Source organism: Streptomyces sp. NPDC043870 (assembly GCF_056435785.1).
On the sequence record NZ_JBWKDT010000006.1, the window covers coordinates 299,541 to 321,469 of the forward strand.

The window sequence follows — 21,929 nt, forward strand, 5'->3', positions numbered from 1 at the left end:
ACCCCGGCAGGCAGCAGCCAGCCACCCCCCGGAGGATTCCCCATGGCCGAAGCCGGCAGCAACGTCACCGAGCTCTTCCGCGCGTCGACGGCGCACAGCCCCTCGTACGCGTCCCTCAACAGGGCGGCGGGGGACAGCCGCGCGATCATCGACTTCTGCATCCCCTGCAATCCGTACTTTCCGACGCCCGAGATGTTCGAGGAGCTGGGCGACCGGCTGCGGGAGATCCTCACGTACTACCCCAGCGGCGCGGACACCATCACCACCGAGCTGTGCTCGGTGCTCGGCCTCAACCCGCAGACGGTGGCCATGGGCAACGGCTCGACCGAGCTGATCACCTGGATCGACCATCTGCTGGTGCGTGAGTCGCTCGCCGTGCCGGTCCCGACGTTCGGCCGCTGGACCGACCAGCCGATGGAGACGGGCAAGCGGGTCGACATGTTCCCGCTGCCGGAGTCCTCGGGGTTCGCCCTCGATCCGGCCTCGTTCGTGGAGTTCGTACGGAACCGGGGGTCCCGTACGGCCGTCATCTGCAATCCGAACAACCCGGACGGCGGGCTGCTGCCGCGCCACGCCGTCCTCGCGCTCCTCGACGCCCTTCAGGACCTGGACCTGGTCGTCGTGGACGAGTCCTTCCTGGAGTTCGCGGACGCCGAGACGGAGACGAGCGTCGTCGCCGACGCGGTGCTGCGCCCGAACACGATCGTGCTGCGCAGTCTCGGCAAGAATTTCGGCCTGCACGGCGTGCGCTTCGGCTACCTCGTCGCCAATCCGGGCCTCGCGGGGCGGATCAGGGCGGCGCTGCCGAAGTGGAATCTCAACTCCTTCGCGGAGACCGTGGTGTTCATGCTCAAGGAGCACCGGCTGGAGTACGCGCACAGCCTGCGGCTCGTGCAACGCGACCGCCAGGAGATGATCTGGCATCTGAGCCGGCTGCCCGGCCTGACCGTCCACCCGTCCCAGGGCAACTTCGTGTACGTGCGGCTGCCGGAGGGGGTCGACGGCGCGGCGCTGCGGGACCGGCTGCTGGAGGAGCACGGAGTGCTGGTCCGGGAGTGCGGCAACAAGATCGGCAGTTCCAGCCGCTATCTGCGGCTCGTGGTGCGGCCGCAGACGGATGTGCAGCAGCTGGTGGCGGGTCTTGAGCAAACCCTGTACGCGGCACACCACGCGCAGGGGACGGGCCGGGGTCCGGTGCCGGCAGCGATGCCGGGAGCGGTGCCCGGACCGATGCCCGCGCTCGCGCTGCCGTACGCGTCCGGCACCGCGGCGGTGGACCGTCTCGTGCGGGGGGCCTGACTCTGAGGCCGGGGCCGGGGCCAGAGCCGCAGCCCGCGCCGCCCGTCCGGAATCCGGTTGCCGGGCGCGGCGGCCGGTGCTGAGGTGACCGGATGGATCATGACGAGGTGCGGGCCCTGTACGACCGGCAGATGCGGCAGGGGGCACCGGCCGACGGCCCGGGGGCACAGGTCGAGCGGGTGGGTGGCGTGGTGCGGCAGACCGCCGGGGACCACGGCTGGAACGGGGTCGTGTGGTCGGGCCTGGACGCGGCGACCGCGGACGAGGCCATCGCGGACCAGATACGGCATTTCACCTCGCTGGGGCGCGAGTTCGAATGGAAGCTGTACGCACACGACGGGCCAGCCGATCTCGCACAGCGGCTGCTCGCAGCCGGATTCGAACCGGAGCCCGAGGAGACGCTGCTGGTCGCCGCGGGGGACGAGCTGCCCATGGCCGTGGAACTGCCGGAGGGCGTGGAACTTCGCCAGGTGACCGACGCGGCCGGTGTGGACCTCGTGGCCAGGGTCCACGAGCAGGCGTTCGGCACGAACAGTTCCCGGCTGAGGGCGCAGCTTCTCACCCAGCTGTCCGCCCGACCGGCCACTGTCGTGGCGGTCGTCGCGATGGCCGGGGACGTACCGGTGAGCTCGTCCCGGCTGGAGCTGCCTCCCGGCCGCGACTTCGCGGGGCTGTGGGGCGGCGGCACCGTGCCCGGGTGGCGCGGCCGCGGCATCTACCGGGCCTCGGTCGCCTTCCGCAGCGGTATCGCGGCCGCCCGCGGCTACCGCTACCTGCAGGTGGACGCCATGCCGACGAGCCGGCCGATTCTTCGGCGCCTCGGCTTCACCGCGCTGAGCACGACGACGCCGTACGTGTACCGGCCGGATACGCCGGACTGACGGCCGCGCTGCGGACCGGTTCAGCCGACCGGCTGCAGCCAGCCACGGATGCGGACCACACCCGCACCGAACCGCCGGTCCATGTCCCGCTGCACGTCGTCGGTCGCCACGACAGTCCTGATGTGCACGGCATTGCGTACGACGTCGACGCTCGCTTCCAGGGCGTGCGGGAGCTCCTTCACCGCCTGCTCCCGCACCTTGCGCAGTTCGGCCTGGGAGCGCGCGCCGGTGGTCAGGCAGAGCGGGCCGCCCCAGACCTTGCGGATCTCGCGTTCGTGGCCGGTCAGGTCCCGGGTGAACCGCATGACGAGGACGGTGCCGGCGCCGTCGCCGCCGGTCCGGCTGTCGATCCAGCCTCCGGCGAATTCCGGGTCCTTCTCCGCGAGCCGGAGGGCACGCTCGTAGTCCTCGACGTCGGCCTTCGAGCGGTCGACGGGCCTGCGGCCGCCTGCCGGTGCCGGGCAGGGGGCCGAGAAGTCGGGGTCCCGAGCATCGTCTTCGGGGATTTCGCGGGCGTCGGAAGCGCGGGACCGCGCGGGTTCGGTGAGCGTGAAGCGGGTGCCGTCCCAGGTGCCGGTGAGGTCGTACGAGCCCCAGGTCGTGCCGTGTCGGGACTCCCGCTCCACCGACTTCCAGGTCCACCCGACGACATCGGGACCGCTGCACTGCGGAGGCAGCGACGTCAGGACCGTCCAGCAGAGCTGGGATCCGTGCGAAGAGTTCTCCAGGACCGTCGCCTGGACCTTGTAGTGCTGCTGCGGGGATGCCGAGGACGGGGCGACACGGCCGGGAGTCGTCTGCTGCCCGCAGGCGGCAACCAGGAGGAGAGCAGGAATCGCGGCGATTCTCGGCTTCATGCCGCTACGACGCAGGGCGGCTCGGCCCGGTTCCCGCCTGGTCCGGACCGGGTTCTGCGCGGCCGCTTCGTGCGACGGCCGGACCGCGCTGTCCGCAGGCACCCGCGTCGACCGGGGCGGGATCCTCGGTGGCCCCGGGACTCGGGACCGGTCCGCGGGGCGGAAGCGCGTCAGTCCGTGGACAGGCCCGCCGCCGAGTGCGTCAGGGCCTCCAGCACCGGGCTGAGGAGGGGGTGGCTCTCGGCGCCGCGACGGACCGCCGCGAAGACGCGGCGGGTGGCGGCCGGGCCCGCGACGGGCAGGACGACGGTGTCCTTGAGCTCCATGCCGCGCAGCGCCGAGCGCGGGACGAGTGCCACTCCGGCGCCTGCCCCGGCCAGCGCGACGACGGCCCGGAAGTCGTCGGACGAGTGGGTCAGCCGTGGCTCGAAGCCGGCGAGTTCGCAGGCGAGGAGCATGACCTCGTGGCACGGGTTGCCCGGGTACGGGCCGATCCAGTCGGAGTCGGCCAGCTGGGCGAGCTCCACGCGGTTGCCTCCCGCCAGGGGATGCGTGCAGTGGAGGACCGCGTCGAAAGGCTCCGCGTAGAGCGGGACGCGGGCGAGGCGCCGGTCGTCCTCGCGGGGTGCTCCGCGGTACTCGACCGCGAGGGCCAGATCGGCCTCGCCGTCCAGGACCATGGGCAGGCTCTCGTCGCCCTCGGCATCCCTGACCCGTACGCGGATGCCCGGGTGCTCCCCGGCGAGCCGTCCGATCGCCGGGGCGAGGACCTCGGCGATGCCGGTGGCGAACGCCGCGACCGTGACATCCCCGGCCGCGCCGCCCGCGTACGCGGCGAGCTCGGCCTCGGCCCGTTCCAGCTGGGACAGCACCGCATGGGCGTGGGCGAGCAGGATCTCACCGGCCGCGGTCAGCCGTACGCCGCGGCCGCTGCGGATCAGCAGCGCGTGGCCGGTCTCCTGCTCCAGCGCGGCGAGCTGCTGGGAGACGGCCGAGGGGGTCAGATACAGCGCTGCGGCCGCGGCGGTCACCGTACGGTGGTCCGCCACGGCACGCAGTATGCGGAGCCTGCGCGGGTCGATCACCCGGCCATTGTCGCCCGAGCGTCGACGAAGGCGGCAACCGCCCGCTCCACGTCCTCGGTGGAGTGCGCGGCGGAGAGCTGGACGCGGATCCGGGCCTGGCCCATCGGGACCACCGGGTACGAGAAGCCGATCACGTACACGCCGCGCTCCAGGAGCAGCTCGGCCATGCGGCCCGCCTCGGCGGCGTCGCCGATCATGACGGGCGCGATCGCGTGGTCGCCGGGCAGGATCTCGAAGCCCGCCTCGGTCATCTTCGTACGGAAGAGCGCGGTGTTGGCGGCGAGCTTCTCCCGCAGGTCACCGGCGGACTCCAGCAGGTCGAGGACCTTGAGGGAGGCGGCGGCGATGACCGGGGCGAGGGAGTTCGAGAACAGGTACGGGCGCGACCGCTGGCGCAGCAGCTCCACGATCTCGGCGCGGGCGGCGACGTAGCCGCCGGACGCGCCGCCGAGGGCCTTGCCGAGGGTGCCGGTGATGATGTCGACGCGGTCCATCACTCCGTGCAGCTCGGGGGTGCCCCGGCCGCCGGGGCCGACGAAGCCGACGGCGTGCGAGTCGTCGACCATGACCATCGCGTCATAGCGGTCCGCGAGGTCGCAGATCTCCTGGAGCGGTGCGACGTAGCCGTCCATGGAGAAGACGCCGTCGGTGACGATCAGGCGGCGGCGGGCGCCGGACGCCTCCTTGAGCTTCGCCTCCAGGTCGGCCATGTCGCGGTTGGCGTAGCGGAAGCGGGCGGCCTTGGAGAGGCGGATGCCGTCGATGATCGAGGCGTGGTTCAGGGCGTCGGAGATGACGGCGTCCTCGGCGCCGAGGAGGGTCTCGAAGACGCCGCCGTTCGCGTCGAAGCAGGAGGAGTAGAGGATCGTGTCCTCCTGGCCCAGGAAGGCGGAGAGCCGGGTCTCCAGCTCCTTGTGGACCTCCTGGGTGCCGCAGATGAAGCGGACCGAGGCCATGCCGTAGCCCCAGCGGTCCAGGGCTTCCTTGCCGGCGGCGACGACCTCGGGGTGGTCGGCGAGGCCGAGGTAGTTGTTGGCGCAGAAGTTCAGCACGTCACCGGGGGCGCCGCCGGCGGTGACGGCGACGGACGCGGACTGCGGGGTGCCGATGACGCGCTCGGGCTTGTGGAGTCCGGCGGCACGGATCTCGTCGAGGGTGGCGCGGAGGTCATCGCGTACGGACGCGTACATAGAAGGTGCTCCCTGGGGTCACTGGGCGTGCGGGGCAAGCAGGTGAGGCGGACCGAGCAGCGGAATCAGGAGGTCCAGTCAAGGATGATCTTGCCGCTGCGGGCGGTGGCGGCCTCGTCGAAGGCCGCGTCGAAGTCCTGGTAGCCGTAGCTGCCGGTGATGACGGGGCTGAGGTCGAGCCCGCCCTCCAGCAGTACGGTCATCGCGTACCAGGTTTCGAACATCTCGCGGCCGTAGATGCCCTTGATGGTGATCATCGAAGTGACGATCTTGGACCAGTCGACGGCGAACTCCTGCGCGGGCAGTCCGAGCATGGCGATCCGGCCGCCGTGGGTCATGTTGTCGATCATGTCGCGCACGGCTTCGGGGCGGCCGGACATCTCCAGGCCGATGTCGAAGCCCTCCTTCAGGCCGAGGGTGCGCTGGGCCTCCGCGATATCGGTCTCGGCGACATTGACCGCGAGGGTGGCGCCGGCCTTGCGGGCCAGTTCGAGGCGCGGCTCGCTCACGTCGGTGATCACGACGTTGCGGGCGCCTGCGTGCCGGGCTACGGCCGCCGCCATGACGCCGATGGGGCCCGCGCCGGTGATCAGGACGTCCTCGCCGACGAGCGGGAAGGACAGCGCGGTGTGCACGGCGTTCCCGAACGGGTCGAAGATCGCGGCGATGTCCAGGTCGACCTTGGTGCGGTGCACCCACACGTTGGACGCGGGCAGGGCGACGTACTCGGCGAACGCGCCGTCACGCCCGACGCCGAGCCCGACGGTGCTGCGGCACAGGTGGCGGCGGCCCGCGAGACAGTTGCGGCACTTGCCGCAGACGAGGTGCCCCTCGCCGCTGACCAGGTCGCCGACCGCGATGTCCTGGACGTCCGTGCCGATGGCGGCGACCTCGCCGACGAACTCATGGCCCGCGACGAGCGGTGTGCTGATCGTCTGCTGGGCCCAGCCGTCCCAGGAGCGGATGTGGAGATCGGTCCCGCAGATGCCGGTACGGAGCACCTTGATCAGCACATCGCCGGGGCCGTACTCGGGCTCGGGGACGTCCATGAGCCACAGCCCGGGCTCAGCGTGCTGCTTGACGAGTGCCTTCATGGTGCGGCTCCAGGCGTGGCGGTGCAGGGCTGACCAGGCACGAGAGCGCCGGTCGGTGGACGGGCACCAATCTGCCGAGCACAGAGCGTTCAGTCCATCGAGGATTTCTTAAACGGGCCGACAGCAAAGCTTCACGCACCGGGTGCCGGGCACCCGGTCGGACGCCCGGCACCGCGTCCGACACGGCCTTCGGGGTCGGCGCCGGGTCCGGAATCAGCGCCGTCACGATTCTGGTGCGGGAATCAGCTGCTGGAGTGATCTGCCGGCATCAGATGCCGAACTCCCTCAGCGCCGCCAGGAACTCCTCCGGCCGCACCTCATGGACGAGATGCCCGGCCTCGATGGTGACGAGCCGCCCCGCGGGGATCAGTGCCGCCAGGCGCGCCAGCTCCTCCTGATCGACATGGCTCGTCGGCCCACCCCCGATCACGAGGGTCGGAGCGGTGATGGCGCCGAGGCGCGCGCGCCACGCCGGGTCGGGATCGTTGAGCTGGGCATCGAGAGACGGGACCACCGGCCAGTCGAAGTCGAGGACGCCGGCGGGCCGTTCGGCCGGGCCGCGCGGCGGGTCGAGCGGAACGAGCGGCGCCGCGTCCTCGACGACCATGCGGCCCAGCAGCTCCGGCTCGTCCTCGGCCAGCAGATACCCGGCCGCCCCGCCCATCGAGTGCCCGATCAGGTCCGTACCGCGCAGTCCCAGGGACGTGATGAGCGCGCGCAGGTCGTCGCGGAAGAGTTCGAAGGAATAGGTGCCGGGCCAGTCGCTCAGCCCATGGCCGCGGAAGTCGATGGCGTACACCCGGCGGGTGACGGCGAGCTGCTCCGCGATCTGTGTCCAGTCCCGGCTGCTGCCGCCACGTCCGTGGGCGAGGACGACGGGCGGGGCGCTCTCGTCGCCCCAGGTGCGGTAGGCGAGACGCGTCCCGTCGGGGGCCTCGACGCTGCGTACGGCGGGGTCGAGGAAGGCGGCGACGGTACGGGTGAAGGCGCCGGGGTCGTCCAGCCAGGGATAGTGGCCGGCGCGGCGCTGGACGGCGGTCGTCCCGTGCGGGAACAGCGCGGCGATCTCCGCGGCGCGGGCCGGGGTGGGCCCCCCGTCGTACTCGCCTGCGAGCACGAGGACCGGCGCGTCCAGGGCCGCGACGGCTTTCAGCGTGGCGACCGGATCGAAGGCGCCGTCCGCGAAGTAGGCGCGTCGCGCCTGCGGGTTGGCCTGGTGCGCGTCGTCCGCCGCGTGCGCCCTGGCGGCGGCGTCCCAGCGGCCGTACATGAACGGCACGATGTCCGGCCAGAGGTCGTCGGCGTCCCGGCCCGCCCAGAACGCCTCCCATGCGGCGCGGCCCTCGGGGTACCAGGACTCGCTGTGGCGCAGCGCGACGGCATCGCGCCAGTCCTGTTCGGTGGCCTCGACGCCGAGGGCGCGGGTACCGGGGGTGACGAGGGTCAGTGAGCGCACCCGCTCGGGGTGCGCGGCGGCGTACAGCAGCGCGAGGTTGCCCGAGGCCGAGTGTCCGAGGAAGTCTGCGGAGTCGAGTCCGAGATGCGCCCGCAGCGCCTCGACATCGTCGACGAGCCGGTCGCAGCGGTACGTCGCCGGGTCGTCCGGCACCGCGGAGTCACCGGTGCCGCGCAGATCGAGCCGTACGAGTGTGCGGTGCGCGCCGAGCCCGCCCAGGTCACCGAAGTAGGCGGATGCCCGCATCGGACCCCCCGGAAGACAGATGAGCGGCTCCCCCGCCCCCTCGACGTGGTAAGCGAGTGTGGTCCCGTCGTACGCGCTGAAGCTCGGCATACCGCGATCTTCTCCGGGTGTCCGCGATCCTGCCAACGGTTCCCGGGACCGGCGGGGCCGTTTCGCCGTAGGCGATCGCGCGCCCGGGCAGGAACCCGCAGGGCATGAACCCGCAGGGCAGAACCCGCAGGGCATGAACCCGCAGGGCACGAACAGACCCCCGGAGAAACTCCGGGGAGTCGCTCACTTCCGCGGCCCGGGATGGTCCGGGTCCTGGTGGGCTTCCGGAAGGGGGTTGTGGCCCTCACTCCAGTGGTTGACCCAGCCGCACAGGGGACACGAGTACCGGCCGTCGATGCCGTGCACCTCGGTTCCGCACTGTTTGCAGTCGGTCCGCGTGATCTCTGTGCCGGTGACCGCCGGCTCGGGCGCCGGATCGGGAAGCCGTCTGGGCATGGGGCGACTGTACCGTCCACGGATCCGGGCGTGACCGGGAGGACCGGCGCCGTACCGAAGTCAGGACGCCGGTCTTGACGCCCGGGCGGGTGGCTGGATTACTGATCACGGACAGCTCGACCGAATGATCGGTCGCCCGACTTGCGATGGTGACACGGGAGTCTTCCGTATGACGGACAGGACGGATCTCACGCATCTCACGGATGCCACAGATGTCACGGATGTCACGGACCGGGCGGATCTGCTGGACGCCGGGGAGCGACTGAGCCCCGAGGAGCTCCGGGCCCTGCAGCTGGAACGGCTGCGGGCCACCCTGCGCCATGCGTACGAGAACGTCAGCTTCTACCGGGAGTCGTTCGACAAGGCGGGGCTGCGACCCGAGGACTGCCGCTCGCTCGACGATCTCGCGCGCTTTCCGTTCACCACGAAGGCCGATCTGCGCGATCACTACCCGTTCGGGATGTTCGCGGTGGAGCAGTCGCGGGTACGGCGCATCCACGCCTCCAGTGGCACGACCGGGCGTCCCACGGTCGTCGGGTACACCGACCGCGACCTCGACACCTGGGCGGACGTCGTGGCCCGCTCGATCCGCGCGGCCGGCGGGCGGCCCGGGCACAAGGTTCATGTGGCCTATGGATACGGGCTGTTCACCGGCGGCCTCGGCGCGCACTACGGGGCGGAGAGGCTGGGCTGCACGGTCATCCCGGCGTCGGGCGGGATGACGTCCCGACAGGTCCAGCTGATCCAGGACTTCCGGCCCGAGATCATCATGGTGACACCCTCGTACATGCTGACGCTGCTGGACGAGTTCGAGCGGCAGGGCATCGATCCACGGACGACCTCGCTCAAGGTCGGGATCTTCGGCGCGGAGCCGTGGACCGAGGAGATGCGGCGCGAGATCGAGGAGCGGTTCGCGATCGACGCGGTCGACATCTACGGGCTGTCCGAGGTGATCGGTCCGGGCGTGGCACAGGAGTGCGTCGAGACCAAGGACGGCCTGCACATCTGGGAGGACCACTTCTACCCGGAGGTCGTGGATCCGTTCACGGGCGAGGTGCTGCCGGACGGGGAGGAGGGAGAGCTGGTGTTCACCTCGCTCACCAAGGAAGCGATGCCGGTGATCCGGTACCGGACCCGGGATCTGACGCGACTGCTGCCGGGGACGGCGCGGGTGTTCCGGCGGATGGAGAAGGTCACCGGCCGCAGCGACGACATGATCATCCTGCGTGGGGTGAATCTCTTCCCCACCCAGATCGAGGAGATCGTGCTGCGTACGCCGGGTGTCGCCCCGCACTTCCAGCTGCGGCTGACCCGCGAGGGCCGGATGGACGCGCTGACGGTACGGGCCGAGGCGCGCGGCGCGGCGTCGCCCGAGCGGCGGGCCGCCGCCGCGCGGGAAATCGCGGCAGCGGTGAAGGACGGGATCGGGGTGTCGGTGGCGGTGGAGGTGGTCGACCCGGAGACCCTGGAACGCTCGGTGGGCAAGATCAAGCGAATCGTCGACCTCCGCGACGCGGACCGGGGGGATTAGGACCTGTCCGGTGGATCAGGTGAAGCCCCGCCGCGAGCCGGGGTTCCCGTGCCGGCGCGTCCTGGGCCCGGCTCCTCGGGCATCGGCAGCACCCGTGGCACTCGTGGCACCCGTGGCGCCGGTGGCGGCACGTATCACCGGAACCGGCGCGCCACCGTGTGGAAGGACCGCTTGGGATCCCACTGCCCGGTCTCCGCGTAGCCCCGCCGCGTCCCGGTGGGGAAGGTCTTGGCCAGCGCGAAGCTGGCGATGTCCAGGTCGTGGCGGCGCTGCGGGGAGTAGGGCGAGTCGGGGGCGATGAAGTTGTAGACGAACGCGCCGTGCACCTTCTCGGCCGCGTAGAGGTCCAGCAACTCGCCTATTTCGTCGGCCTGTTCCTGCTCGTTACGCACATAGCCGTCCTTGACCACCGCCGGTTCCCGCTCCCAGTCCACCGCCGTGAAGCCCATGCCGCCCTGCTCCTTGGCCCCCGTGAAGGTGCAGCAGCCGAACTCGGTGATGACGACGGGCTTGCCGTGCCGGTGCAGGGCGCGCACCTTCTTGATGTAAGTGGCCTTGTTGTCCGCGGTCCGGTACAGATTGGCCCCCACGACGTCGAAGCCGCGCCAGTCGACCTCCTCCCACTCCCCCGAGCTGTACGTGACCCGCCCCTGGAACAGCGGCCGTACGGTCGTCAGTGCCCGGTCCAGAAAGGCGTTCAGCCGCTCCTGGTAGCCGGCCGACTCGGGGCGCCGCAGCGCCTGGCCGCGCTCGTTGTAGTCCTTGCCCCGCACCAGGCCGGACATGAAGATGGTCAGCTCGGTGCCGACCGCGATGCCCACGCCGGGGTGTCGGGCGCGCAGCCGCTCGGCGGCGCGCGCCACCGAGCCGAGGAAGGCCAGGGTCTGCTTCGCGTCCTTGTCGAACTGCCGCGGCTCGAACCAGACGAACAGGCCCTGCGCGGCCGCGATCGATGCGGCCTCCGTCAGCCGGTCGAGGTCGTGGCCGAGCAGCAGGATCGCGTTGCAGTGCAGCTGCTCCTCGATGGCCGCGATCTCCCGGCGGACATACTCCGTGCGCCAGACCTCCCGGTCCGTATCGAAGTTGACGCCTTTGCAGGTGAGCGATCCGGCGGTCCGCGGCGACGCCGCCGCGTCGGTGGACGTCTTACGGCCACGCGCGTTGTCGGCGGCGCAGGCGGTGGCCAGGGCCGCGGTGCCAGCGAGCAGGGTCCGGCGGGCGATCGGTGCTGGTGTCATGCCGTCAGCCTGTACGGAGTGCGGGCGGCAGCGCGTCGGACGAAGGACTCGCACCCGTCGACCGAAGTCGCTGCCGCGCTCGACCTTCGGCGCGGGCGCGGAGGAGGCAACATGCGCGGGCCGGGCGGTGGCCTCACCTGAAGTGCGGACCATGGCGCGGCCGGCGCCACGCACAGGGGAACGGCGCGTCGGCAGGCGTCCGCCCTCCCGTGGGGAGGCCGGGAGGGACGGAGGTGGCCCCCGCCCGACTCGGGGCGGGCGGCGTGCGCACAGGATGCACCTGATCCGGCCGCCGGGATAGATGCTTGACCGAAAATCGTCCATCGCGCAGAGCTTCAGCTCAGCAGCCGCTTCACGGCGGGCGCTCGCTGATCCGGCCTGACCCACCGGACACCCGCTAGCCCACGGTCAGCTCGGCGTTCGCCCGCTCCGTGACGACGGCCAGTACGCGGCCCGCCGCGGCCAGGTCGTCGGCCGGGATGTCGGCGTACAGCCGGGCGGTGATCTCACCGACGGAGGCGCGGATGGTGCGGTTCAGTGATGCTCCGGCGTCCGTGAGGCGCAGGGCGGAGCCGTCGCCGGGAGTAGTCTCCAGCAGCTGGGCGGAGGTCAGTTCGGCGATCACGGCCAGGGCGGCCGCCTCGTCGATCTTGAGGGTGCCGGTCATCCGGTCGACGAGCCGCGCGCGCTCGATGCCCTCGCCCGCATCGCCCTCGCCGACCGCGACGGCGGCGGTGGCGCTGGCGGTGGCGGTGGCGGTGGCGTTCAGCACCACCGACTGCTCGAACGAGGTACCGGTGCGGGCCAGGACGCGCTCCAGGACCGCACGCGTGGCGTAGTGGGCCTGGCCGATGACCTGTCCGTTGACGGTCGGGGTGGTGGACATGACTACTCCTTGGGAGAGGCTTCGAGTGGTACGTCGAGAAGGGCGGTCAGCTCGGCGGCGAACGCCTCGGTACGCGGGCCGTCGAGGCCGCCGAGCGGTTCGAGGAGCTGGTCGAGGAGCCGCTGTACGACGTCGATCGCACGGCCTGTGACCTCCCGCCCCGTGGGGGTGAGGGACAGCTGCACGGCCCGCGTGTCGTCGGGGTCCGGGGTGCGCTCGATCAGACCGCTGGACTCCAGGGCGCGGGCGAGTTTCGAGACGTAGAGCGGCTCGAGACCGGTGTGGTCGGCGAGGCGGCGCTGACTGGGGCGCTGCCCCGAGCGCTGCATGCCCAACAGGGACGCCAGCAGGGAGTACTGAGCGTGGGTCAGGCCCAGCGGTGCGACCGCGCGGTCCACCGCGACGCGCCATTTCATGGACAGGCGCCAGACCAGGAAACCGGGCGTGGGGCCCTCGGATGCCGCACTCATGAGAAGTAGAGTACATGGACACTATGTACATGGCTACTTTCTGCGGGCTGCTCCTCCGATACACGGAGCCTCGCGGAACCGGCGGAACCGGCGTAGCCCCGCGCAACCGACGAGGCCGACGAGAACGAACGAGAGCGGGCGGGAGCCGGCGGGAGAGTCCCGGCTCACGCGAACCGGTCGCGCAGCTCCCGCTTGAGGATCTTCCCGCTGGCGTTGCGCGGCAGTTCGTCCACGAACAGCACCCGCTTCGGGGTCTTGAAGCCGACAAGGTTCTCGCGCGCGTGGGCCAGGATCTCCTCTTCCGTCACCTCGCCGCGCGGTACGACGACGGCGGTGACGGCCTCGATCCAGTGGGCGTCCGGCAGTCCGATGACGGCGGCCTCGGCGACCGCCGGATGTACGTAGAGGACGTCCTCGACCTGGCGTGAAGCGACGAGCACTCCCCCGGAGTTGATGACGTCCTTCACCCGGTCGACGATCGTGTAGTAGCCCTCGCCGTCGCGGACGGCGAGGTCACCGGAGCGGAACCAGCCGCCCCGGAAGGCCGCCTCGGTCTCCTCGGGCTTGTCCCAGTACCCCTCGCACAGCTGCGGTGAGCGGTAGACGATCTCCCCCGCGGTGCCGTCCGGGACGTCCTCTCCGTCCTCGTCGACGACCTTCGCCTCGACGTGGCGGACGGGCCGCCCGCACGATTCCATCCGCCCCTCGTGCTCCTTGGGCCCGAGCACGGTGGCCAGTGGCCCGATCTCGCTCTGACCGAAGCAGTTGTAGAAGGCGAGCCCCGGCAGCCGCTCCCGCAGCCGCTCCAGTACCGGCACCGGCATGATCGATGCCCCGTAGTACGCCTTGCGCAGGGCGGTCAGATCGCGGGTGGCGAAGTCGGGGTGGTTGGACAGTCCGATCCAGACGGTGGGCGGCGCGAAGAGACTGTCGGCGCGGCCCGCCTCCACCAGGTCGAAGAGCTGTGCGGCGTCCGGCCCGTCGAGGATGGTGTTCTCCGCGCCGACGGCGAGGTACGGCAACAGGAACACATGCATCTGGGCGGAGTGGTAGAGCGGCAGCGAATGCACGGGCCGGTCGTCCGGCCGGAGGTCGAGGGCCTCGATCGCACTCGCGTACTCGTGCACCAGCGCCCGGTGGGTCATCATCGCGCCCTTGGGCAGCGCGGTGGTTCCGGAGGTGTACAGCAGCTGTACGAGATCGCGGGCGTCGCGGTCGGTGTCGTACGGCTGCGGATCGGCGAGCGCGGTGAGGAGCGAGTCGCCGGTGTCGCGCAGGGCCCGTACGGCGAACCCCTCGGGGATGCGGTCCGCGAGGTCCGGGTCGGCGAGAACGAGTGAACTGCCGGACTGGCGAAGGATGTACGCGAGATCCTCACCGGTCAGGTTGTGGTTCACGGGCACGTGAACGAACCCGGCACGGGAGCAGGCCAGGAAGGCGATCAGATAGGCGTCGGAGTTGTGTCCGTAGGTGGCGACCCGGTCGTACTGGCTCAGACCGTGATCGCTCAGTACGGCGGCCGCGGTGGTGACGGCCGCGTCGAGTTCCGCGTACGTCCAGGACCGGCCGGCGTAGCGGACCGCGATGCGGTCGGGGGTGCGCTGGGCGCTGCGGCGCAGGACGCCGTCGACGGTGCTGCTGAGGAGACGCTCCAAGGCTGCCATGGCTGGATCCTGGGCGGCCACGGGCCAGGGGTCAAGCATCGGATACCGAACGGGATGTTGACATCGGGCGAGCCGTGCTGCGTGCATGTACCAACTGGCGTTCATCACCGTCACTTTGGGAGGCACGTTGCTCTTCCGCACCCGTATGAGACACCTTGTTCTGGCCGGTCTCGCCCTGGTCACCGCCACCGCTTCGGTGCCGCCCGCTGCCGTCGCCGACTCGCCCGTCCGGCACCACCCCGCGGGCGGCGGGCTGTCCGCAGTCATCCGCTACACCGAGTACGGCATACCCCACATCCTTGCGAAGGACTACGCGAACCTGGGCTTCGGGACCGGCTGGGCGCAGGCGGCCGACCAGGTGTGCACCCTGGCCGACGGCTTCGTGACCGTACGCGGGGAGCGGTCACGGTACTTCGGCCCGGACGGGCCGCCGGACGGTTCGCTGTCGTCCGCGACGAGGAATCTCTCCAGCGATCTCTACTTCCGGGGTGTACGGGACGCGGGCACGGTCGAGAAGCTGCTCGCCACGCCCGCGCCGGCCGGTCCGAGCCGGCAGGTCAAGGAACTGATGCGCGGCTGGGCAGCCGGCTACAACGCCTGGCTGAAGCAGAACCACATCACCGATCCGTCCTGCGCCGAAGCGGCATGGGTGGGTCCGGTGAGCGCCCTCGACGTGGCCAGGCGCGGCTTCGCCGTGTCGGTCCTGGGCGGGCAGGGGCGCGGCATCGACGGCATCACGGCCGCTCAGCCGCCCGGTGCCGGGGCCTCTCGTACGGCGCCGGACCCCGCCCCGACCGCGCGTGCGGCGCACCAGCTCTTCGCCGCGGAGAGCGCCGACATGGGTTCCAACGCGGTCGCGTTCAGCGGGGACACCACGGCGAACGGGCACGGACTGCTGCTCGGCAATCCGCACTACCCGTGGCGGGGCGGCCGCCGCTTCTGGCAGTCGCAGCAGACCATCCCGGGCGAGCTGAACGTCCAGGGCGCCTCGCTGCTCGGCGCGGCCGTGGTCAACATCGGCTTCAACGACAAGGTGGCCTGGAGCCACACCGTCGCGACCGGTGTCACGCTCAATCTGCATCAGCTGACGCTGGATCCGGCCGACCCGACCGCGTATCTCGTGGACGGAAAGCCGGAGCGCATGACCCGGCGGACCGTCACCGTCCCGGTCAAGGACGGTACGTCACTCACGCGCACCCAGTGGTGGACCCGGTACGGACCGGTCGTCACCTCTCTCGGCCCCTCGCTGCCACTGCCCTGGTCGGCGACGACCGCGTACGCCCTGAACGACCCGAACGCGGCCAACCTCCGCGGCTCCGACACCGCGCTGGGCTTCGGCAAGGCCCGCTCCACCGACGACATCCTGCGGACCCTGCGCCGCACGCAGGGCCTTCCGTGGATCAACACCATCGCGGCGGACTCCTCCGGGCACTCCCTCTTCACGCAGTCGCAGGTGCTGCCTCGGCTCACCGACGAGCTGGTGCAGCGCTGTTCCACCCCGCTCGGGAAGGTGACCTATCCGGCTTCGGGCGTGGCCGTACTCGACGGCGCGCGGTCGGACTGCGCGACGGGCAGCGACACGGACGCGGTGCAGCCGGGGATCTTCGGACCGTCGAAGATGCCGGTGCTGCGCGACGCCCCGTACGCCGAGAACTCGAACGACAGCGCCTGGCTCGCCAACGCCGACCGGCCGCTGACCGGCTACGAGCGGGTCTTCGGCACGATCGCCACGCCCCGCTCGCTGCGCACCCGCGGCGCGGTCGAGGATGTCGCGGCGATGGCGGCGAAGGGCGGGCTGACGGTCGCGGATCTCCAGCGTCAGCAGTTCGCGAACCGTGCGCCCGCCGGATATCTGGCCGCGGCGGACGTGGTGAGGGCCTGCCCCGCGGTGCTGCCGGGCGACACCGAGGCGTGCGCAGCGCTGGCGGGCTGGGACCGTACGGTGAACTCCGACAGCCGCGGCGCACTGCTGTTCGACCGTTTCTGGCGGAAGTTCACGGGGACGGTCCCGGCGGCCGAGCTGTGGAAGGTGCCCTTCTCCGCGGCCGACCCGGTCCGTACGCCCCACACCCTCGACACGGCCTCGCCCGGTTTCGCCAAGGCCCTGACCGACGCGGTGGCCGAGCTGCGTACGGCCGGGATCGCACTGGACGCTCCTCTGGGCGCGAGCCAGTTCGTGGTACGCAACGGCAAGCGCATCCCGGTGCACGGCGGCACGGAGTCGCTCGGTGTCTGGAACAAGATCGAGGCGGTGTGGAACCCGGCCGGCGGCGGGTACGCGGAGGTGGCGCACGGCTCCAGCCACATCCAGGCGGTCGGCTGGGACGGCGGCCGCTGTCCGGTGGCCCGGACGCTGCTCACGTACTCCCAGTCGTCGAACCCGCTGTCTGTGCACTACAGCGATCAGACCGGGCTGTACGCGGACGAGCGATGGGTGACGGCGCGCTTCTGCGAGAAGGACATCCAGCGCTCGCCGCAGCTGAAGGTGGTACGCGTCAGGGGTTGAAGGATCGGGGCGGTACTGCGCCGATGGGATCGCGCCCTGGTCGCGGGCGTCGCCCGCCGCCTTGCCGCCTGGGCCCCTTACCGCCCGTGAGGGCGTGCCGGGTGGCACCGGCCGGCCCGCCGGTGCCACTGGCGTACCTGCCGGTGTGTGAGGGCGCCGCCGGCCGGGGGCTCCGGGCGGCGACGGTCCGCTGCCCTCGCTCCTGGGTCGCGGACGCCGGTCCGGCCCACGCCGGTCAGTGCGGGCGCCGATCAGAGCGGGCGCCGGTCAGAGCGGGCGCTCGTGCCCCTCCCAGTACGGCTCCCGCAGGCGGCGCTTGTAGAGCTTGCCGTTGGGGTCGCGGGGCATGGCGTCGATGAAGTCGACGCTCTTGGGGCGTTTGTAGCCCGCCAGTTGCCGCTCGCAGTGGGCGAGGATCGCCGCCGCCAGCGCCGGGCCCGGGGTCTGGCCTTCGGCCGGTTCGACGACGGCTTTGACCTCCTCCCCCCAGTCACTGTGCGGGATGCCGAAGGCCGCGGCGTCGGCGACCGCGGGGTGGGTGAGTAGCGCGGCCTCGATCTCGGCGGGGTAGATGTTGACACCACCCGAGATGATCATGTCGATCTTGCGGTCGCGGAGGAAGAGATAGCCGTCCTCGTCCAGGACCCCGAGGTCACCGACGGTGAAGAAGTCACCGATGCGGTTCTTGCGCGTCTTGGCCTCGTCCTTGTGATAGCTGAAGCCGCCGGTCGACATCTTCATGTAGACGGTGCCGAGTTCGCCGGGCGGAAGCCGGTTGCCGTCGTCGTCGAATACCGCGAGTTCGCTGATCGGCCATGCCTTGCCGACCGTGCCGGGCTTCTTGAGCCAGTCCTCGGCGGTGGCGAAGGCACCGCCGCCCTCGCTGGCCGCGTAGTACTCCTCGACGCAGTTCCCCCACCACTCGATCATCGCCCGTTTGACGTGGTCCGGGCAGGGCGCGGCGCCGTGGATGGCGTGCCGCATGGAGGTGACGTCGTACCGGCTCCGTACGTCCTGCGGCAGGGAAAGCAGCCGGTGGAACTGGGTGGGGACCATGTGCGTGTGCGTGCAGGCGTGGGCGTCGATCAGCCGCAGCATCTCCTCGGGCGACCATTTGTCCATGAGCACCAGTCGATGGCCGATGTGCAGGGACGCGCCCGCGAACTGCAGCACGGCGGTGTGGTAGAGCGGCGAGCAGACGAGATGCACGTTGTCGTCGAAGGGCTTGATGCCGAAGATGCCGAGGAAGCCGCCGAGGTAGGTCTCCTCGGGGAGCTTCCCGGGCAGCGGGCGGCGGATGCCGCGCGGACGGCCGGTGGTGCCGGAAGTGTAGTTCATGACCCAGCCGAGGGTCCGGCCGTCGGGCGCCGACCCGCTCCGGCCGTCCAGGAGTTCGGCGTACGGACGGAACCCCGGAATGTTCCCGACCGCATGCCGGTGGCTCGCGGGGAGCCCCGCCTCGTCGGCGGCGGCGGTCGCCGCGGCGGCGAACCGTTCGTGCGCGATGAGCACCTTGGCCCCGGAGTCGGCGACGATCCAGGCGATCTCGGGTCCGACGAGATGATGGTTGACGGGAACGAGATAGAACCCGGCCTGGGATGCGGCGAGATACGCGGTGAAGAACTCGACGCCGTTGGGGAGGACGACGGCGAAGGCGTCACCCCGTTCCAGCCCTGCCGCGCGCAGCCCGTGGACGAGCCGGTTGACGTCGGCGTGCAGCCGGCCGGCGGTCCATTCCTCGCCGTCGGGTGCGATCAGGACCGCACGGCCGGGGTCGGCGGCCGCCTGGGCCCAGAAGCCGTTGGGCCGCTGCTCACTCACGACTTGCTCCTTCCGGCGATCCGGTTGATGCGGTCCACGGCGCGCTCGAAGCCGCGGGTGAGGTCGTCGAAGACCTGTTGGACGCTGCGTTCGGAGTTCATGCGGCCGACGATCTGGCCGACGGGGGTGCCGAGGAGGGGTTCGATCTCGTACTTCTGGATCCGGGAGACGGCCTCGGCGACGAGCAGACCCTGGAGCGGCATGGGCAGGGTGCCGGGGCCGGCCGCGTCGTCCCAGGCGTCGGTCCATTCGGTGCGCAGCTGGCGGGCGGGCTTGCCGGTCAGGGCGCGGGAGCGGACGGTGTCGCCGGAGCCGGCGGCGAGGAGCTTCTCGGTGAGGGCGCGGGAGTGGAGTTCGGCCTCGGTGGTGGTGAGCCAGATCGAGCCGAGCCAGACGCCCTGGGCGCCGAGGGCGAGCCCCGCGGCGATCTGTTCGCCACTGCCGATGCCGCCGGCGGCGAGTACGGGCACAGGTGCGACGGCGTCGACTGCCTCGGGTGTGAGCACCATGGAGGCGATCTCGCCGGTGTGGCCGCCGGCCTCGTAGCCCTGGGCGACGACGATGTCGATGCCCGCCTCGGCGTGGCGGCGGGCATGCTTGGCGCTGCCGGCGAGGGCGGCGACGAGGACACCGTGGTCGTGGGCGCGCTGGACGACGTCGCGGGGCGGGGAGCCGAGGGCGTTGGCGAGGAGCTTGATGGGGTAGTCGAAGGCGACGTCGAGCTGGCTGCGGGCGACCTGTTCCATCCAGCCGGTGATGCGCCAGCCCGACGCCTCGCCCTCGGGGAGAGCGGGGACGCCGTGCTTGGCGAGGGTCTCCTCGACGAACCGGCGGTGGCCTTCCGGGATCATCGCCTCGACATCGGCCTCGGTGACGCCCTCGACCTTCTTGGCGGGCATGACGACATCGAGGCCGTACGGCTTTCCGCCGGTGTGGTCCTGCATCCAGTCGAGATCGCGTTTGAGGTCGTCGGGGGCGGTGTAGCGGACCGCGCCGAGCACCCCGAGCCCGCCCGCCCGGGTGATGGCGGCGGCGACAGCGGGGAACGGCGTGAAGCCGAAGATGGCGTGCTCGACTCCCAGTTTCTTGCTCAGCTCCGTCTCCATGGGCGGCAGGATGCCGCAGCGGAACGGCCGAGGGAAGAGATTTTCTGATGCAGTGTCAGATTCTTGGGTGGGTCGGGGGTTGTCATGACGCCCCCTCACCCCTGTAAGAAAGTTTCACGTGTTGCACGCAAGCCCGAAGGATTCTTTCAGGGAGGCTGGGACATGGCAGAGGACTCGGCGAGCAGAGGGATAAGCCGCCGCAGGCTGGGCGGCGGGGTGCTGGCACTGGGGATGGGCTCCCCCATAGCTGCGCATGGGAGGTACCCCCAGGTGATCGGACCGCTTCCGGGCGGCGCGGCCGCGGCGGAACCAGGACCCCGTCACGGGCGCACGACCCTGCGGCGCGGCTCCCCCGAGCGGGCCGGGCTCATCGCCGCGCACCTCGACCAGCTGGTCACGGACGCCGAGAAGTATCTCTCCCCCTCCCCCAAGCACCCCTGGTACGCGGGAGCGGTGCTGCTCGCGGGCCGGGGCGGGACGGTCGCCCTGCACCGTCCGATCGGCAAGGCGGTGCGGTACGCGGCGTACGACGAGAAGACCGACACGGGGGTGGAGTTCCCCGCCGAGCGGCAGATCCCGATGGCCGGGGACACCGTCTTCGACCTCGCCTCCGTCTCCAAGCTGTTCACGTCGATCCTCGCCGTGCAGCAGATCGAGCGCGGCGCGCTGGAGCTGGAGGAGAGGGTCGCGGCGTATCTCCCGGAGTTCGGGGCCGCGGGCAAACAGGACATCACCGTACGGCAGTTGCTCACGCACACGTCGGGATTCCGGGCGTGGATCCCGCTGTACAAGGAACCGACGCGGGAGGGGCAGCTGCGGCTGCTGTGGAACGAGGCTCCGGCGAATCCGCCCGGCAGCAAGTACCTGTACTCCGACCTCAATCTGATCTCGCTTCAGCTGATCCTGGAGGAGATCACCGGTCACGGGCTGGATGCACTGCTCCACGACGAGATCACCGCTCCGCTCGGGATGCACCGCACACGTTTCAACCCACCGCCCTCCTGGCGGCCGAAGACCGCCGCGACCGAGGACGCCCGGCTGCCGTGGTCGGGGCTGAACCGGGGCCTGGTGTGGGGCGAGGTGCACGACGAGAACGCGTACGGGTTCGGCGGGGTCGCGGGACACGCGGGTGTGTTCTCCTGCGCCTGGGACCTGGCCGTGCTCGCCCGGACACTGCTCAACGGCGGAGCCTACGGACGGGCCCGGATCCTCTCCGACGAGTCCGTGGAGCTGATGTTCACCGACTTCAACACGACGTTCCCCGGTGACGAGCACGGGCTCGGATTCGAGCTCAACCAGCACTGGTACATGGGCGCGATGGCCACTCCGCGCACGGCTGGACACACCGGATTCACCGGCACGAGCCTGGTCCTCGACCCGTCGACCGACTCGTTCCTCGTGGTACTCGGCAACTCTGTGCATCCGGTGCGCAGTTGGCGTTCCGGCAGCGCCCCGCGGGTCGCCGCCGCCAACAACATGGCCCGCGCCGTCGCCGTACGTCCCGACCGTGGCCGCACCGCCTGGTTCTCCGGCATGGCCGGCGCCACGACCGCGACCCTCGCCCTGCCCGCGCTCGGCCCGTCCTCCGACCGCGCCCGGCTGCGCTGCTCCCTGTGGTGGGACACCGAGCCCGGCGCCGACAAGGTGTTCCTGGAGGCCTCGGCGGACGGCGGCGCCACGTGGGAACCGGTGCCCTTCACGACGGTACGCGAGGGGCGGCAGCCCGAAACGCACCCCTCGGGCTCCGCGACCGGCTGGTCCGGCCGCACCTGGCACCGCCTGGAGGCCCCACTGGCCCCGTGGGCGGCCCGGCCGGTCCGGCTGCGCTGGCGGTACACGACGGACAAGCTCTATGTGGGCCGCGGTGTGTACGTGGACGGCCTCCGGGTCGAGGACGGCGGCCGCGTGCTCTTCGACGAGCGGCGTCCCGGCGATGCGGACCGCATCGAGGCGGTGGGCTGGACGGCGTCCGCGGACTGAACGCGCCCCCGTTCCCGGCCCGGGAACCGCCTCGCACGTATCGGGCGTGCCCAGGCAGCGCGATGATCATGCCTGAAACTCCGGCCCGGCCGCTCCACGCGTCACGCCCGGAACGGCCGGCAGGAGTCCCGGG

General features: G+C 71.2%; 16 protein-coding genes and 1 pseudogene. 5 read left to right on the plus strand and 12 right to left on the minus strand.

The annotated features are described in order from the left end of the window. Positions 1-42: 42 nt before the first annotated feature. Together AC0699_RS11340 and AC0699_RS11345 are read left to right on the plus strand one after the other, a co-directional pair. Positions 43-1,287, plus strand: a pseudogene (locus AC0699_RS11340) (pyridoxal phosphate-dependent aminotransferase); the annotation flags it as partial. Positions 1,288-1,391: 104 nt separating this feature from the next. Further along, positions 1,392-2,180, plus strand: a complete 789-nt coding sequence (locus AC0699_RS11345) for a GNAT family N-acetyltransferase (RefSeq protein ID WP_478658485.1) — start codon at positions 1,392-1,394, stop codon at positions 2,178-2,180. Positions 2,181-2,200: 20 nt separating this feature from the next. On the opposite strand, the gene AC0699_RS11350 is transcribed toward AC0699_RS11345, so the two are convergent. The 6 genes from AC0699_RS11350 to AC0699_RS11375 all read right to left on the minus strand — a co-directional run bounded on the left by AC0699_RS11350 (position 2,201) and on the right by AC0699_RS11375 (position 8,594). Beyond that, positions 2,201-3,037 (minus strand): hypothetical protein, encoded by an 837-nt coding sequence (locus tag AC0699_RS11350; protein ID WP_478658488.1) that lies wholly within the window; start codon positions 3,035-3,037, stop codon positions 2,201-2,203. Between the two features lie 170 nt (positions 3,038-3,207). Beyond that, positions 3,208-4,122 (minus strand): LysR family transcriptional regulator, encoded by a 915-nt coding sequence (locus AC0699_RS11355; RefSeq protein WP_478658491.1) that lies wholly within the window; start codon positions 4,120-4,122, stop codon positions 3,208-3,210. After that, positions 4,119-5,312 (minus strand): glycine C-acetyltransferase, encoded by a 1,194-nt coding sequence (locus AC0699_RS11360; protein ID WP_478658494.1) that lies wholly within the window; start codon positions 5,310-5,312, stop codon positions 4,119-4,121. The genes AC0699_RS11355 and AC0699_RS11360 overlap by 4 nt, the downstream gene beginning before the upstream one ends. A gap of 65 nt (positions 5,313-5,377) precedes the next feature. Further along, positions 5,378-6,406, minus strand: a complete 1,029-nt coding sequence (tdh, locus tag AC0699_RS11365) for an L-threonine 3-dehydrogenase (RefSeq protein ID WP_478658496.1) — start codon at positions 6,404-6,406, stop codon at positions 5,378-5,380. Between the two features lie 268 nt (positions 6,407-6,674). Beyond that, positions 6,675-8,198 (minus strand): alpha/beta fold hydrolase, encoded by a 1,524-nt coding sequence (locus AC0699_RS11370; protein ID WP_478658498.1) that lies wholly within the window; start codon positions 8,196-8,198, stop codon positions 6,675-6,677. Between the two features lie 183 nt (positions 8,199-8,381). Next, positions 8,382-8,594 carry a hypothetical protein gene (locus tag AC0699_RS11375; protein WP_478658500.1) on the minus strand — a complete coding sequence of 71 codons (213 nt, stop codon included), beginning with the start codon at positions 8,592-8,594 and terminating at the stop codon, positions 8,382-8,384. Positions 8,595-8,763: 169 nt separating this feature from the next. Here AC0699_RS11375 and paaK point away from each other — a divergent pair, with 169 nt between their 5' ends. Beyond that, a complete protein-coding gene (gene paaK, locus AC0699_RS11380; RefSeq protein ID WP_478658502.1) occupies positions 8,764-10,125 on the plus strand; it encodes a phenylacetate--CoA ligase PaaK in 1,362 nt (453 codons plus the stop codon). 134 nt (positions 10,126-10,259) lie between these two features. Here the strand turns inward: paaK and AC0699_RS11385 are convergent, their stop codons facing one another. The 4 genes from AC0699_RS11385 to AC0699_RS11400 all read right to left on the minus strand — a co-directional run bounded on the left by AC0699_RS11385 (position 10,260) and on the right by AC0699_RS11400 (position 14,383). After that, positions 10,260-11,363, minus strand: a complete 1,104-nt coding sequence (locus AC0699_RS11385) for an abortive infection protein (protein ID WP_478658504.1) — start codon at positions 11,361-11,363, stop codon at positions 10,260-10,262. A 397-nt stretch (positions 11,364-11,760) separates the two neighbouring features. Continuing rightward, on the minus strand, positions 11,761-12,249 hold the full coding sequence (locus AC0699_RS11390; RefSeq protein ID WP_478658506.1) for a hypothetical protein: 489 nt from the start codon (positions 12,247-12,249) through the stop codon (positions 11,761-11,763). Positions 12,250-12,251: 2 nt separating this feature from the next. Then, entirely contained in the window at positions 12,252-12,719 is a 468-nt protein-coding gene (locus AC0699_RS11395) for a MarR family winged helix-turn-helix transcriptional regulator (protein ID WP_478658509.1), read from the minus strand. A 164-nt stretch (positions 12,720-12,883) separates the two neighbouring features. Beyond that, the gene (locus AC0699_RS11400; protein ID WP_478658512.1) at positions 12,884-14,383 is read right to left on the minus strand and encodes an acyl-CoA synthetase; all 1,500 of its coding nucleotides are present in this window, start codon (positions 14,381-14,383) and stop codon (positions 12,884-12,886) included. A gap of 145 nt (positions 14,384-14,528) precedes the next feature. Here AC0699_RS11400 and AC0699_RS11405 point away from each other — a divergent pair, with 145 nt between their 5' ends. After that, positions 14,529-16,889, plus strand: a complete 2,361-nt coding sequence (locus AC0699_RS11405) for a penicillin acylase family protein (protein ID WP_478658515.1) — start codon at positions 14,529-14,531, stop codon at positions 16,887-16,889. Between the two features lie 267 nt (positions 16,890-17,156). Here AC0699_RS11405 and AC0699_RS11410 read toward each other — a convergent pair whose 3' ends face one another. Together AC0699_RS11410 and AC0699_RS11415 are read right to left on the minus strand one after the other, a co-directional pair. Beyond that, positions 17,157-18,710 (minus strand): acyl-CoA synthetase, encoded by a 1,554-nt coding sequence (locus tag AC0699_RS11410; RefSeq protein WP_478658517.1) that lies wholly within the window; start codon positions 18,708-18,710, stop codon positions 17,157-17,159. After that, complete coding sequence (locus AC0699_RS11415) at positions 18,707-19,816, minus strand: NAD(P)H-dependent flavin oxidoreductase (protein ID WP_478658520.1); 1,110 nt, start codon at positions 19,814-19,816, stop codon at positions 18,707-18,709. The genes AC0699_RS11410 and AC0699_RS11415 overlap by 4 nt, the downstream gene beginning before the upstream one ends. Positions 19,817-19,978: 162 nt before the next feature. On the opposite strand from AC0699_RS11415, the gene AC0699_RS11420 reads away from it, so the two are divergent. Continuing rightward, positions 19,979-21,796, plus strand: a complete 1,818-nt coding sequence (locus AC0699_RS11420) for a serine hydrolase domain-containing protein (RefSeq protein ID WP_478658522.1) — start codon at positions 19,979-19,981, stop codon at positions 21,794-21,796. Positions 21,797-21,929: the final 133 nt, after the last annotated feature.

What these genes read in the sequence shown, in the direction of transcription:
- AC0699_RS11390 (WP_478658506.1), bottom strand. Translation starts at nt 12,249, where the DNA reads ATGTCCACCACCCCGACCGTCAACGGACAGGTCATCGGCCAGGCCCAC.
- AC0699_RS11385 (WP_478658504.1), bottom strand. Translation starts at nt 11,363, where the DNA reads ATGACACCAGCACCGATCGCCCGCCGGACCCTGCTCGCTGGCACCGCG.
- tdh (WP_478658496.1), bottom strand. Translation starts at nt 6,406, where the DNA reads ATGAAGGCACTCGTCAAGCAGCACGCTGAGCCCGGGCTGTGGCTCATG.
- AC0699_RS11375 (WP_478658500.1), bottom strand. Translation starts at nt 8,594, where the DNA reads ATGCCCAGACGGCTTCCCGATCCGGCGCCCGAGCCGGCGGTCACCGGC.
- AC0699_RS11395 (WP_478658509.1), bottom strand. Translation starts at nt 12,719, where the DNA reads ATGAGTGCGGCATCCGAGGGCCCCACGCCCGGTTTCCTGGTCTGGCGC.
- paaK (WP_478658502.1), top strand. Translation starts at nt 8,764, where the DNA reads ATGACGGACAGGACGGATCTCACGCATCTCACGGATGCCACAGATGTC.
- AC0699_RS11405 (WP_478658515.1), top strand. Translation starts at nt 14,529, where the DNA reads ATGAGACACCTTGTTCTGGCCGGTCTCGCCCTGGTCACCGCCACCGCT.
- AC0699_RS11360 (WP_478658494.1), bottom strand. Translation starts at nt 5,312, where the DNA reads ATGTACGCGTCCGTACGCGATGACCTCCGCGCCACCCTCGACGAGATC.
- AC0699_RS11345 (WP_478658485.1), top strand. Translation starts at nt 1,392, where the DNA reads ATGGATCATGACGAGGTGCGGGCCCTGTACGACCGGCAGATGCGGCAG.
- AC0699_RS11350 (WP_478658488.1), bottom strand. Translation starts at nt 3,037, where the DNA reads ATGAAGCCGAGAATCGCCGCGATTCCTGCTCTCCTCCTGGTTGCCGCC.
- AC0699_RS11400 (WP_478658512.1), bottom strand. Translation starts at nt 14,383, where the DNA reads ATGGCAGCCTTGGAGCGTCTCCTCAGCAGCACCGTCGACGGCGTCCTG.
- AC0699_RS11370 (WP_478658498.1), bottom strand. Translation starts at nt 8,198, where the DNA reads ATGCCGAGCTTCAGCGCGTACGACGGGACCACACTCGCTTACCACGTC.
- AC0699_RS11420 (WP_478658522.1), top strand. Translation starts at nt 19,979, where the DNA reads ATGGCAGAGGACTCGGCGAGCAGAGGGATAAGCCGCCGCAGGCTGGGC.
- AC0699_RS11415 (WP_478658520.1), bottom strand. Translation starts at nt 19,816, where the DNA reads ATGGAGACGGAGCTGAGCAAGAAACTGGGAGTCGAGCACGCCATCTTC.